The sequence below is a fragment of the Bacillus shivajii genome (assembly GCF_020519665.1).
Taxonomy (GTDB): Bacteria; Bacillota; Bacilli; order Bacillales; family Salisediminibacteriaceae; genus Bacillus_CA; species Bacillus_CA shivajii.
The window spans coordinates 4,265,473-4,279,674 of the sequence record NZ_CP084703.1; the positions used below are offsets into that span (position 1 = coordinate 4,265,473).

General features: G+C 40.5%; 9 protein-coding genes. 4 read left to right on the forward strand and 5 right to left on the reverse strand.

Annotation, left to right across the window (positions count from 1 at the left end; genetic code table 11):
* The first annotated feature begins 103 nt into the window (after nucleotides 1-103).
* Together LGQ02_RS20430 and nikC are read left to right on the forward strand one after the other, a co-directional pair.
* On the forward strand, nucleotides 104-1,105 hold the full coding sequence (locus LGQ02_RS20430) for an ABC transporter permease (RefSeq protein WP_226516117.1): 1,002 nt from the start codon (nucleotides 104-106) through the stop codon (nucleotides 1,103-1,105).
* A gap of 57 nt (nucleotides 1,106-1,162) precedes the next feature.
* On the forward strand, nucleotides 1,163-2,053 hold the full coding sequence (nikC, locus tag LGQ02_RS20435; RefSeq protein WP_226518393.1) for a nickel transporter permease: 891 nt from the start codon (nucleotides 1,163-1,165) through the stop codon (nucleotides 2,051-2,053).
* Between the two features lie 269 nt (nucleotides 2,054-2,322).
* Here the strand turns inward: nikC and LGQ02_RS20440 are convergent, their stop codons facing one another.
* The 5 genes from LGQ02_RS20440 to mscL all read right to left on the reverse strand — a co-directional run bounded on the left by LGQ02_RS20440 (nucleotide 2,323) and on the right by mscL (nucleotide 11,114).
* Nucleotides 2,323-3,471: a thiolase family protein gene (locus LGQ02_RS20440; RefSeq protein WP_226516118.1), complete on the reverse strand. Its 1,149-nt coding sequence runs from the start codon at nucleotides 3,469-3,471 to the stop codon at nucleotides 2,323-2,325.
* A gap of 495 nt (nucleotides 3,472-3,966) precedes the next feature.
* Complete coding sequence (locus tag LGQ02_RS20445; RefSeq protein WP_226516119.1) at nucleotides 3,967-8,106, reverse strand: DUF6359 domain-containing protein; 4,140 nt, start codon at nucleotides 8,104-8,106, stop codon at nucleotides 3,967-3,969.
* Between the two features lie 32 nt (nucleotides 8,107-8,138).
* Entirely contained in the window at nucleotides 8,139-9,011 is an 873-nt protein-coding gene (locus LGQ02_RS20450; RefSeq protein WP_226516120.1) for a TIGR03943 family putative permease subunit, read from the reverse strand.
* A 12-nt stretch (nucleotides 9,012-9,023) separates the two neighbouring features.
* A complete protein-coding gene (locus LGQ02_RS20455) occupies nucleotides 9,024-10,046 on the reverse strand; it encodes a permease (RefSeq protein ID WP_226516121.1) in 1,023 nt (340 codons plus the stop codon).
* Nucleotides 10,047-10,625: 579 nt separating this feature from the next.
* A complete protein-coding gene (gene mscL / locus LGQ02_RS20460; RefSeq protein ID WP_226516122.1) occupies nucleotides 10,626-11,114 on the reverse strand; it encodes a large conductance mechanosensitive channel protein MscL in 489 nt (162 codons plus the stop codon).
* 159 nt (nucleotides 11,115-11,273) lie between these two features.
* Between mscL and LGQ02_RS20465 the strand changes: the two genes are divergently transcribed.
* Both LGQ02_RS20465 and LGQ02_RS20470 read left to right on the forward strand, forming a co-directional pair.
* Complete coding sequence (locus LGQ02_RS20465; RefSeq protein WP_226518394.1) at nucleotides 11,274-12,815, forward strand: FAD-dependent oxidoreductase; 1,542 nt, start codon at nucleotides 11,274-11,276, stop codon at nucleotides 12,813-12,815.
* A 112-nt stretch (nucleotides 12,816-12,927) separates the two neighbouring features.
* Complete coding sequence (locus tag LGQ02_RS20470) at nucleotides 12,928-14,100, forward strand: M20 family metallopeptidase (RefSeq protein ID WP_226516123.1); 1,173 nt, start codon at nucleotides 12,928-12,930, stop codon at nucleotides 14,098-14,100.
* The last annotated feature ends 102 nt before the right edge of the window (nucleotides 14,101-14,202 follow it).

The following is a 14,202-nucleotide window of genomic DNA, read 5'->3' on the forward strand; positions in this document are numbered from 1 at the left end:
GCTGGGGGTGCAGTAAGCAGCCCCTCCTCTTTATTCATATTTTGAGTTTTCGCTTATTGCATAATCAAAATATGTACCCTCATTGAAACTAGAGGTGAAGGATATGATTTCATATACAATACGAAGATTGCTCATGCTGATTCCTGTACTAATCGGAATGTCCATAATCACCTTTTCAATCGTCCACCTCATCCCAGGTAACCCTGCTCAGACCATTTTAGGAGAGCAAGCATCTCCGCAGGCCATTGCCGACTTAGAGGAACGATTAGGATTAAACGAACCATACTTCGTTCAATACGGAAAATATATGTATGGCCTCATTCAAGGAGATTTAGGCACCTCACTTCGGACAAACAGTGCGATCGCCGAAGAAATGTGGCCTTACTTAGCGGCAACAATTGAATTAACCATATTTGCTATGATTTTTGCTGTCATTATAGGTGTGAATGCAGGAATCATCAGTGCTTGGAAACAAAATTCTTTGTTTGATTATACAAGCATGCTCATTGCACTTATTGGAGTTTCAATGCCTATTTTCTGGCTGGGGCTTATGCAACAGTGGATCTTCGCCCAGGAACTTGGATGGCTACCGGCATTTGGGAGAGAGAATCCACGAGATCCAGTCAATTCGATCACCCATCTATATTTACTAGATGCCGTTTTGAACGGTCGACCTGACCAGTGGTGGACATCCTTTAAGCACTTAGTTCTACCAGGAATAGCACTAGGTACGATCCCAATGGCAATTATCGCAAGGATGACACGTTCAAGCATGCTAGAAGTGCTACGTTCTGATTACATCCGTACAATCGAAGCAAAAGGATCTAAAACGGTTGCTGTTATTTACCGGCACGGTTTTAAAAATGCCGTCATTCCAGTACTTACTGTTGTCGGCCTGCAAACAGGAACACTTCTAGGCGGAGCAATTTTAACAGAAACGATCTTTAGCTGGCCTGGAATCGGACGTTATGTGTTTGAAGCTATCGGAAACCGTGATTATCCCGTTATTCAATCTGGTATTTTGGTGATCGCAACGATGTTCGTTTTCATCAACTTAATCGTGGACCTTTTATACAGCTACATTGATCCTCGTATTAAATACTAATTTGGGGATGAAAGGAGGAGCAACGAAATGGAAACTGTTCCAACAAAAAAACAACCAATGCCAGGTCCAGAACACCAAGATCCAGAAAAAGTGAAAGATGAAGAAGCGGTATCGCCTTGGAAAGAGGCATATTGGCAGCTTAGAAAGAATAAACTTGCCATCATCGGTTTTATTATCATTTTATCTTTTATTATCGTAGCCATTACTGCGCCATTTTTAACGAGTTATACATACTCGTCAATGAATGCAGCTGACCGGCTCCAGCCCCCGTCATCTCAATATTGGTTTGGCACAGATGATTTAGGAAGAGATATCTTCACACGTATTGTTTACGGGGCAAGAATATCATTAATGGTCGGCTTTTTTGCAGTAACTGGAGCCCTTGTTTTCGGAACTTTGCTAGGTGTGCTTGCAGGTTATTATCGCCGTTGGGTCGATATGTTAATCTCACGAATTTTTGATATCATGCTAGCCTTCCCTAGTATTCTATTGGCCATTGCTATTGTTGCTATTCTTGGACCATCTCTACAAAATGCTTTAATAGCGATTGCTATTATTAACATTCCGATATTCGGACGCCTTGTTCGTTCAAAGGTTATCTCAATTAGTCAAGAAGAGTATATTATGGCTGCAAAGGCTCAAGGGATGAAAAACGGCCGCATATTGTTTCACCATGTACTGCCAAACAGTATAGGCCCGATTATTGTTCAAGCAACTCTCGGATTTGGTACAGCTATTTTAGAAGCTGCTGCTCTTGGATTTTTAGGCTTAGGTGCTCAAGCTCCTACTCCTGAATGGGGGCGAATGCTCTCTGATGCAAGGCAATATATCCAGAGTGCTCCTTGGACTGTACTATTCCCAGGTTTGTCTATCATGCTTGTAGTACTCGGGTTTAATATGATTGGTGACGGATTACGTGATGCACTCGATCCAAAAATGAAGAACTAGGTAACTCCAGTGTACCTAGTTCTTTTTTTATTTCTTTTGAAGGTGGTAGCTTGCACCGTAGAAATTCTGTTTGTCCGTAAGTTTTTGGGTTTGTCCGTGATAATTCTAGTTTATCCGTAACTTTTTCGATTTGCCCGCGAAAATTCTAGTTTATCCGTAAGTTTTTTGGTTTGTCCGCGAAAATATCAATTTATCCGTAACTTAAATTAATTATAAAAAACATAATAGTCAGCATGACCATTATGTTTTTCATAGTAACCGATTAAGTTTTACAACCGCTCGATGATCGTCGCATTTGCCATCCCAAAGCCTTCGCATATAGCCTGTAGTCCATAACGGCCACCTGTTCGCTCTAGAGCATGGACGAGCGTTGTCATCACTCTTGCCCCACTTGCTCCAAGTGGGTGTCCTAATGCGATCGCTCCACCATGAATATTTAACTTTTCGATATTGGCTTTCATTTCCCGTTGCCAAACAAGTGGTACAGGTGCGAACGCTTCGTTTACTTCATATAAATCGATGTCATCAATTGAGAGGTTTGCTTTCTGCAACACTTTTTCTGTTGCTGGAATAGGCCCTGTCAGCATCAGTGTTGGGTCTGAGCCAACGACGCTTCTTGCTTTTATACGAAACTTCGGTTTAAATCCTAGTTCTTCTGCTTTATTACGGTCCATGAGTAAGATTGCGGATGCGCCATCGCTAATTTGAGATGCATTCCCCGCTGTAATAACACCATCTTCTTTGAAAACCGTTTTTAATTCCCCAAGCTGTTTGACAGACGAATTTCCACGCGGTCCCTCATCTTCATCCATCCATTCTTTCTGTCCATCTTCTAGCGTCACTTCAATTGGTAGAATTTCATTTTTGAAGGCACCATCTTTTATCGCCTTTACTGCTTTTTGGTGGCTTTCGTACGAAAATTGATCGAGTTTCTGGCGCGTCATGCTCCACTTCTCTGCTATTCGTTCTGCCGATAACCCTTGGTTAATGATTTCATATTTTTCCGTTAAAATAGGACTATGTTCTGTTCCTTGCATCGCAGAAAACATTGGTACACGTGACATACTCTCAATTCCCGCAGCTACAACGATATCCATATCCCCGCTTTCAATTGCTTGTGAAGCGAAATGAACGGCTTGTTGACTTGAACCACATTGCCTATCGATTGTCACGCCTGGGACCGTTTCTGGGTACCCTGCCATTAATGCTGCTGTGCGAGCAATATCTGGTGCTTGCTCACCTGCCTGTGTCACACACCCTGCAATAACATCTTCAATAAGTGCTGAGTCAAGATTTCCTCTATTTGCTAAGCCTTTTAATGTTTCCGCTAGTAATTCATCTGGACGAATCCCACTTAATTTCCCTTTTCTTCTGCCAATTGGCGTTCGTACTGCTTCTACAATAACTGTTTCGCGCATGTTACTCCCCCATTTATAAAGACGTTCTTAATCTAAGTTATTATGTTTTGTGGCGAAAAATCCTGCCTGATTTTGGAGGAATTTTTTAGTGCATTTTTATACAATTTCCGGTTTGATTTATTCGTCTTTTCTTTTGTTTATTCACGAATTGAACCCTACAAAAACGAAGCAGGTTCGAGTAAAGCAGGTTCAAATTTGTAGGGTTCAAAAAGCTAGTATAATTGAGGAAATACTTGAAATGACGAGGTCTGTTGTCTAACCACACCCACATCCCCTCAACACTCTATCAATTAACCTCCATCTGCTAAATATGCCTCTATTCCATATGTATAATTACAGAAAAAGAGCCTCATCCAATTAGTGATGATATAAATGTTTCCAAACCTTTTCCAGGTGCCTGGCACTGGGAAAAAACTTGGAATATGCAGTCGAGAATAAAGCAAAAGTACCTCACAAGTGCTCTACACTTATGAGGTACTGCTTTTATTGACTTATTTATGATGCTTTATTGAAGATTTTCTCCCAAAATCGCTCGCGAGTTTCCTCAATTTGACGCTCTCTTACTGATTCATTGCGAATATTTTCAAAGTTACTAATAAGCTGTTTTTTTACATTGTAAAAATGTGCTTGTTTTTCATTAAAGCCATATTCAATGTCATTCTCACCTCTAGGCTTCAATTGAATTGTCTCACCAAATTTACCTGACACTCCCGTTACTTTAATGACGTCACCGTTTTCGTAAGAAAAGTCATCATATGATAACCCTGTGCGATTATCGACTCTTACGAGCACACTAGTTCCATCTAATAATGATACGGCATCAAATTCAAACGTACCGAAGTTGTTTACGGAAGCTAAGTTTTCAATTTGAACGTATTCTAATTCAACTAGCATTCCTTCGTTGTTTTCACCTAGCTGACTCGGTGAAAGGCTCAATGGCTGCGGTACTTCTGCATCACCTAGAACTTCAACATCTGTGACATCAACCAGCTGTTTTTCATCGTTAAAGCTCCCAGTCACCCCAGTTACTTTAACTTCTTGTCCAGCTGAAACTTCAATGTCATGTTGGAAAACATATATTCCTGCTTCTTCATCTTGCATATAAAACCCTTGTGCACCCCAAGCACCTGAGTTTGAAGTTGTTACTCCTGTAACTGTAACAAGCTCGCCTTCAGCAAGGCTACGTGCTTCTGCAAGCGAAACTTTTTGAGGTTCAGGCTCAGCAGGTGACTCTACATCAATAAAGGTCATTGCACTTGGCGATTGCAGTCCTGGATGATTAAAGTATGCTTCCAAGCTCCCATTGACCTCGACTTTTTCTCCAATAATTATAGGATTTGTTTCAAGACCGAAATCACTGCGGTACTCAGCTGGGATTTGGACGTACAACATTTTATCTAAATCTCTTTCCTTCGGATCATCAGCAATTGCCATATTAAAATCATTTGTAAACGGTGCTTCAAAGTTTACATTTGAGCCAGAAACAACATGCCCAACAATGTACCCCGCTACCGTTCCGTCTTGCCCTTGGTTTGCAATTGCTTCCTCAACTGTCATCACACCACTAGGGTCACTTGGCTCTTCTTCGGTAAACTCAATAATATCTAGTTCACCACGTGGCTTTAATTGCGGTGTTCCTTCGTATTGGCTTGAAACACCTGTGATGTTTACAACATCGCCATTTTCAAATGCAAAGTCAACGTAAGAAAGACCTGTTCGGTTATCAACACGAATGAGTACCGACTCATCCCCTGATACAGCATCAAATTCAAACGTGCCATAACCACCGACTGCTTCAAGATTTTCAATCGTTACTTCGGATAACTTTAGAAGCTGACCTTCATTTTCTTCATTTACATGAGCTGGTGTAAGAACTTGTGCGTCTGGAACATCTACTGATCCAACTACTTCTAACGAGCCGACAGAACTAAGCTGTTTTTCACCATTAAACGAATCACGCTTAGCCGTTATTTTTACGACGTCACCTTTTTCAACTAAATCTGCTTCTAACTGGTACACATAAATACCAGCTGTGTCATCTTGCATATAAAATCCTTCTGCACCCCAAGCACCAGGTGTAGACGTGACGATACCTTCAACCGTAACTTCTGTTCCATCAGTTGCATCTCTAGCTTCTGAAATAGAAATAACGTCGCCGTCTCCATCTACAAATTCATAATCATCCGGACCTTTAAGACCAGACCTACTGAAATAGGTTTCAAGATTACCGCTGACACGAACGGCTTCTCCTAATTTTTCTGGGTTATCTATAAGGTTCAATGCGCTACGAACATCACCTGTTGGTAGCTCTACAGGCAACAACTTATCGTAGTCACGTTCATAAGGACTGTCTGCTAGGACGATGTTCGTTCTCGTTGTGAATTCCCCTTCAAATTGAAAGGAATTCATTCCAGATATCGTCCCTACAATATACCCTTGTACGGTTGCTTCGCCATCGTTATTATCGATTGCTTCTTGAACACTAATCACACCTTCAGGAAGATCAATTGGATCTCGCTCAGCTTCTTGAATAGAAATCCGTTCCCCTTCTGTGTAATCAATAGGTGCGCCGCCTTCTGGATCTGATACTTTTTCAATATATTCTAACGTTGCTTGCGTTACAGTGCCGAGCTCCGCAATAACATTCTCACCTAAGTTATAAGCAAAATGCCCATGCATATAGTCGTTATAACCGACGGCGTAATCATCGTCTAAACTAAAATCAGAGCCGTCTGGCAAGGTAATTTCAATATCACCAAAAAGGTCCTCACTGTCAGGGTCCTCAATTAATGAGTAATGAAGCCCTGCTACTTGCAAATCAACACCACGGTGGAAATTTGCTTGCGATAATAACACATCAGCAATATCCTCACCACTAGCGTTCACGACAACTATTTCATTGCCGAATCGATCTAATGCTTCAACTTGCTCATCTGTAATAAAACCAGGCGGGACCTCTCCATTCACAGATGAACTGTTCAATAACGAAATGTCTGCTTCTGTTTCAGAAACAATCGCATCTGTATACAAATTCCCAAGTCCTACATCACTTTCTGCCTTATTATTTGAATATAAACCGCTTTCAGTTGTTCCGATAATTTCTCCTGCTGGCGGTGCATCAGGATCAATTTCTGTCGTGACACGCCCTTCAGATTCGTAATCGATTGGGTCATCTCCATAAGACTGTGCGTATTCGATCATCGCGTCTGTAAGTAGCATTTGCTCATCTTCGTCGACGACTTCACCGACGAAGTTATAACCACTACCGCCCGTTCCAATGTAATCTCCGACAGCAACACGATATGTTTCATCCATGTCTAGCTCTTCACCACCAAGAGTGAGCTCTACGTCGTAAAAACTTCCAGTCGTGTCTGTTATGACTGTATAATGTAGGCCTGAAGACTGTAAATCAATTTGGTTACGACGTGAGTAAGAGTACTCAATGACATCACGAATCGCTTGCCCTGTCATCTCATAAACCATCATTTCGTTACGGAACGGTTCAAGCATATGAATATCGAAAACACGAATGACTCCAGCAGGAATATTTGCTCGAAGTCCCCCATTGTTTGCAAAGGCCATGTCGGCTTCGCTAAAATGGCGCATCGCATCTGTGTAGAAATTCCCTAACGGAGCATCGCCGTTGTACCTTCCATCTCGGGTCAGGCCAGTGTTCGTAGACCCGATCACTTCCATAATTTCTTCTTCTACTTCAGCAATGTAATCCTGTACTTTTGCATCAATCTCTTCATCGACCTCTTCAATATCATTAACGTTTTGTAGTTCACTACTCGTAAGGCGTACGTTGCCTGTTTCTTTCCCAATCTCGAGTGTTAAATTCCCGACATGGCTTCCGTATGAACCAGCTTGAACATATGGCGTATGCTCGTCATCATTTGCTGTATACGTACGATGACTATGCCCTCCAACAATCAAATCATAAAAACCAACTTCTTCAGCAATTCGTTGATCTTGTTCATGACCAATATGTGTTAGAGCAATCAAAACATCTACTTCATCTCTTAACCAATCATATGAAGCAGCAACCTCTACTGGATGGTCAAAATCAATTCCTTCCACATTAGATGGAGATGTCGATGGTGGTGCTTGGGTTAGTCCGACAATTCCAACCTCTAGATCGTCACCTAGTTCAAGAACAATATGGCCATCGAAATGATCGTCATCACTAATTGCAATATCTTTATCAACGACAGTAACATTTGCACCTAACCAAGGAAACTCAGACTGCTCACTACGCTCAGCAAAAATCTCCTGACCGTAATCAAACTCATGATTTCCAAAAGCTAATGCATCAAGGCCGATATCATTTAATAAATCAATCATCGGCTCACCGTCTTGAAAGTCGACGATCGGGTTTCCGCTAAAAATATCCCCACCATCTAAGTACAATGCATAATCTGACTTTTCGCGTTCTGCTGCGATGTATGCTCCAATTTTTCCGAAGTCTTCAATGTACGAGTGTAAGTCATTCGTATGAAGAATTCGTAATTCATACGTGTCTTCGGTCGGACCTGCCATGACCGCGCCCGTGTTGAGCGAAATCGGTGAGACAAGTAATAGCACAGCCATAAACATAATCAAACGTTTTTTTAAATAAGCTGCATTTAAAAACATGTTTCTCCCTCCATTTCATAGAATGTTAGATGCTAAAAACTAGGATAAACATACGGGTTACTAGGTGCTGAAACTTCAGTGATGTCTGTGACAACAACAACTGGAATGTCCCAGCCATTTACGTTGTTCATCACAATTTCGCCTGTGACCCTCAACCAATCATCGTTTTCATAGCTTAAAATATCGCCCCCTTTAACTGGTAATCCATATAGTGAAGAATCTGCTGTACAGCAAATCATTGCAAACCTCGATAGAAAGCCTAGCCCCTCGTCTTCAAAGTGAGCATCATGAAACATGAATCCAGTAATCTCAACTTCTTGGCCAATCAACTCATCTGGATAAGCTTGTAACGCATTTAAAATATCGATATAACTTTCATCATCAATAACAATTCGTTCATCCATCGCTAAACTTTGAGCAAACCTTTCAATATATAAATCTTCCATCGAACTTCTCCGAACATTTGCATCCTCTTCATACTCATTTGCAAGCTGGTACGTTGAGACGCCACCGATATTTACCCCTCGATTTTCTGCAAAACTACTGTTCAACCCAGCCTCTGGAAGAACAAACCCTAATAAAAGTGGCGTAAGAAAAATGGAATAAACTAGCGTTTTTTTCAACAATGATCCTTTCATTTGATGGTTATGCTCACAGTGGCAACCATCATCTGCAGCTTGTCCTCTCGGCGTACTTCGCCAATATTGAATCCCCGACAAAAATAGAAACATCGCTAATGCAAAGTAAACGAAAATCATCATTCTCGGAGCGATATATAAATGAATCGAATTGTTCACAATCATGCTAATCATTAATAGAGAGAACCCAAGAAAAATCGTCCCTCTTAAAAATACATGGAAATCCCATTGCTTCTTTTGAGTCTTTTGTTTTGCCTTCTTGTTCACAGGTCACCCCTCCTAAATCACTGTAAATTGAACGATAAGTACGGCTAAAAATACAACAACCGTTACGACAGAAATAAACGTAATTACAAACCGCGCTTTAAAAACGGCAAAAAGCATAATCGTATTTTTTAAATCAATCATTGGCCCATATACGAGAAACGCAATAATTGATCCTACGGAAAACGTACTTCCAAACGATGAAGCAACAAATGCATCAGCCTCTGAACATAATGAGAGAACGTAAGCAAATGCCATCATGACGATCGTTGATGAATACTCGTTGGAGCCAATATCTAAGAGTAACTGCCTGTCCATAAACGTCTGAAAAATCGCAGCAAAAAACGCACCGATGATCAGGAACTTACCCATGTCAAAAAATTCATCAGCTGCATGGAAAAATGTTTGTTTAAATTTTGACTGCTTTGCTTCTTTATGCGAATGATGAGTATGTACAACCGGAACAGTTGACTCTTCTTTTAACTGCTTGGAGTTTTTAAAAATGATGTAGAAAATTCCTCCGATAATCACTGCAAGTCCAAACGCTAAAGACATCCTTAAATACAGCACCGTTAAGTCGGTACGAAATGCATAAAAGGTAGATAAAGCAACAATCGGGTTAAGGATTGGAGCTGCAACGAGGAAGATCACACCAATATGTAAAGGCATCCCCTTTTTTATTAATCTTCTGACAACGAGAACAATGGCACACTCACATATAGGGAAAAGTGCCGCTAATGCCGTAGCTGGTATAAGTGCAGCAAACGCGTTTTTCGGTAAATATTTTTGAATCACTTCTTCTTTTACATAAACTTGAATAAGTGCCGAAACAAAAACTCCGAGCAAAATAAATGGGATCGCTTCAATGACAATACTTAAAAAAATTGTATTTGCATTTACCCATTCTGCTGGAACCGTTAAGAAAGGGTTGTCCCCTTTAAAAAAGTTGTAGCTAAGAAATAGTAGAACCATGACTCCTAAGATAATAAGATTAAAATCCGTACTATATGATCGAATCGTTTCCTTCTCCCTCAACATAACCACCTCACTTCCACAAGCATCTCTTACACGTTCTTTAAGGGTATCAATGAAGTATGAATTCAACATAAAGATACTGTAAAACTATTGTAAAAGTATGCAAAAGAAATGTATATATTATATACAGTTTCGAATCATTAGCCCTATAAGTAGGACATATTTAGACATATTTCGTCTATTAATCGACAGTTATCATAGGTAATAAAGCATATAAAACACCCCAAAAATTTTCCCACATTATTACCAGGTGCCTGGCACCTGGTAATGAATTGGAATGGATGTTGTTGTAGGAGGGAAAATCCGCTAATTTTCGGGTTGTATTTTTATACAAAAACCACTTACTTATATTCGTTTTCCCTCTTCTTTATTCATGAATTGAGTCCTACAAAAACGAGTCTGACTCACGTGAGACAGACTCAATCTTGTAGGACTCAATATTCAAGAAAAATATAGATAATACACGAAAAAAGGGAGGTCTGTCATCCAACCACCCCTCCACACGTTAAACTCACCCTTAAATTACCGATAACTTTTTATAAATCTCCCTCTCCCTATTGTATAAATACTATCACCATCTTCTCACCGCGATTGAATCCGAATGTTCGTGTTGCGTACCGAACGTTTAACTGGTGGCTCATCTAATATAGACGTACATCTTGGGCACCTCACCGCCCGCAATGGAATATCTGAAAAACAGTGCGGACATGTTTTTTGCTTTGTTGCGGCCATTGGGACCCGACGTAACTTATTCATTTGAATGATCACAAGGTAAGCCGCAAAGGCGATAATTACAAAATGAAGGACCGTTTCAATGAACATCCCGTAATTAATCGTTGCAGCCCCTGCCTCTTCTGCTTCCGCTAGACTACGATAATTTCCACCTGATAAATTAATATACATATTTGAGAAGTTCACTTTTCCTAATATAAGCCCGAGAGGTGGCATAAGTACATCTGACACAAACGAGGTTACAATTTTTCCAAATGCAGCCCCAATAATAACCCCAATACCCATATCAACGACATTCCCTCTTACAGCAAACTCTTTAAATCCTTGAAAAAAAGACATGTTCTCTCCCCCAACTAAAGCTTGTCTCGTTTACATGTATGATTTCGATCCGTGTAACATGACGATGTTTTCAATCATTGAATAGAAAAGATTTCCTTTGAGAATAAATAGGAAGTAGAACGTATTTTTTCAACTAAAGGAGGAACGATTATGCCAGGAATGTCCGGACCTTTTGGTGGGCTGCCTCAATATCCTGAATCATACTGGTTAGACTCTGTAAAAATCCCGTCCTTTGAAAAAATGAAGGACAATATAGAATCAGATGTGTTAATTGTCGGTGGGGGAATCACTGGAATTACGACAGCTTACTTGCTATCGAAGGAAGGAGTTAAAGTCACCCTTATCGATGCGACAACTCTATTCAATGGTACAACGGGTCATACAACTGCAAAAATCACGTCACAACATGACCTTATTTATGATGAACTCATCCATCATTTCGGAGAAAATTTTGCAAAAACATACTATGAAACAACAACGCATGCAAAATCATTTATTAAGGAAACAATTGATCGATATGACATCGATTGTGGGTATGAAGAGAAGGATGCTGTCCTCTATGCCACAACAGATCAATACAAAAGAAAGCTAGAAAAAGAATATAAAGCTTATCGGAAGCTTGGTATTCCTGCTGAAGAGCTAGATTCACTTCCGTTTCCTGTTGAGATAACAAAAGCGATTGCAATGAAAGACCAAGCACAATTTCACCCTTTAAAATATTTAACGAGGTTAGTTGAGGAATTCATTGCAAATGGTGGAGAAATTTATGAACAAACAACTGCTGTCGAGATTATGGGTGAATCTGCGACAGGACAACACCTCAGTGTCGAAACACGTGATGGTCATCATATTACTTGCAGTTTTGTCGTACAATGTACTCACTTTCCGTTCTTTGATCATGAAGGCGGATATTTTGCACGTTTAAAGGCAGACCGATCATATATCGTCGCTGCAAAAGGAAATGTTGACGACCTTCCAGGGATGTATTTAAGTGTAGATGAACCAAAACGCTCCGTTCGAACCGTACAAATAAACGGAGAAACTCATTTGCTCTTAAGCGGCGAAAATCATAAAACCGGTCAAGGCATCTCTACAATTAAACATTATGAGGCTTTACAACAATACGGAATGGACATTTTCGACATAAATGAAATTCCTTATAGGTGGTCAGCACAAGATTTAACAACCCTTGATAATGTCCCTTATGTCGGACCAGTATCGAATGACCACTCAAACATATTTGTTGCAACCGGGTTCCGTAAGTGGGGGATGACACATGGTACTGCTGCAGCCCATGTTTTAAAAGACTCAGTTTTACAAAAAGATACCCCTGCAATGGAACTATACTCACCAGAACGCTTTCACGCAGATCCGAGCATTAAACACTTTATACAACAAGGCTGGGACGTGACAAAACAATTTACTAAAGGTAAACTCATGCCTATAAAAAAGAAAATTGATGACGTGGAAAAAGGTGAAGGTGCCGTTGTTGACTTTAACGGTAATCGATTTGGCTGCTACCGAGACGATGACGGTGAAGTGCACCTCGTAGATACGACCTGTAAACATATGGGCTGTGAAGTGGAATGGAACTCAGGTGATAACACATGGGACTGCCCTTGTCACGGCTCTCGCTACTCGTTTGACGGTGAAGTAATCGAAGGCCCTGCGAAAGAAGGATTAAGAAAAGGCGAAGAATAACAACACAATCTAAAGAAGCCACTTTTATAAAATGGCTTCTTTTTTACGTTTGTTTTTGTATTTTTATGTTATAATTCGTATTAATATTAACAAAATCAAGGAGGAACAGACGTTGAAAAATATGATTATAGAAACGATCGATCAACTAAAAAATGACTTTTATAACGTTAGCCAATATATTGGTCAAAATCCTGAACTCGGTAATGAGGAGTATAAAGCTTGTAAAATACTGACCGAAACATTAGAAGAACATCATTTTCAAGTCACAACAAACGTCGTAAACGTACCAACTGCATTTGAAGCCGTTTATGACAGTGGTAAGCCTGGTCCTCACATTGGTTTTATGGCAGAATATGATGCACTTCCTGAAATCGGACACGCTTGTGGACATAACTTAATTGGAACAATGGGTATTGCAGCAGGCATCGCCTTAAGTAAAGTCGTAAGTGAAACAGGAGGAAAAGTGTTTTTGTACGGTACACCTGCTGAAGAAACACGCGGGGCAAAAGTAACGATGTCAGAAGAAGGCGTCCTCGATCATTTAGATGTTGCCTTAATGGCCCATCCAAGCGGTGGTTATCGAAAAAGTGGCAGTTCTCTCGCGATGGATGCTTTGCAATTTGCTTTTTACGGTAAAGCTGCACATGCTGCAGCATCACCTGAAGATGGAATCAATGCGTTAGACGCGGTATTACAAACGTTCCATTCGATTAATGCATTAAGACAGCACGTTACCTCTGATGTTCGCATTCATGGCATTATTCCAGAAGGCGGCCAAGCTGCAAATATCGTTCCTGACTATGCCGTTGCCCAGTTTTACGTTCGTGCCGAAAAGCGCTCATCGTTAAACGATGTCGTAAACAAAGTGAAAAATTGTGCTGAAGGAGCGGCACTAGCAACAGGTGCCCGCCTTGAAATATCAAATTACGAGTATTCTTATGACGACATGATTACAAACGAAGAACTTTCCGACTGCTTTACAGAAAAACTGCTAGAAGTCGGTATTCCTAATGAAGATGTCCTTGAAGCGCGTGGCGGTGGATCACTCGATATGGGGAACGTCAGTCAACGCGTTCCTTCCATCCACCCGTATATCCAAATTAGTGACCAACCAATTACTGCTCACACGCATGAATTCCGCGAAGCAGCACTAAGGCAAAGAGGCTTTGAAGGAATGATTGTTGCAGCAAAAGCACTTGCTTTAACAGGGTATGAAATATTAACGAATGACGATGTCCTCGCAAAAATCAAAAAGGAATTTGAAGCAAATCAATCATTGACTTAAAGATTTGATCACCACCGTATGAATTGTACATACGGTGGTTTTTAATACGTATTAAAATAATTACTTGCAGAATATTCCGTAAAATAGAATGAGTTCCTCTTT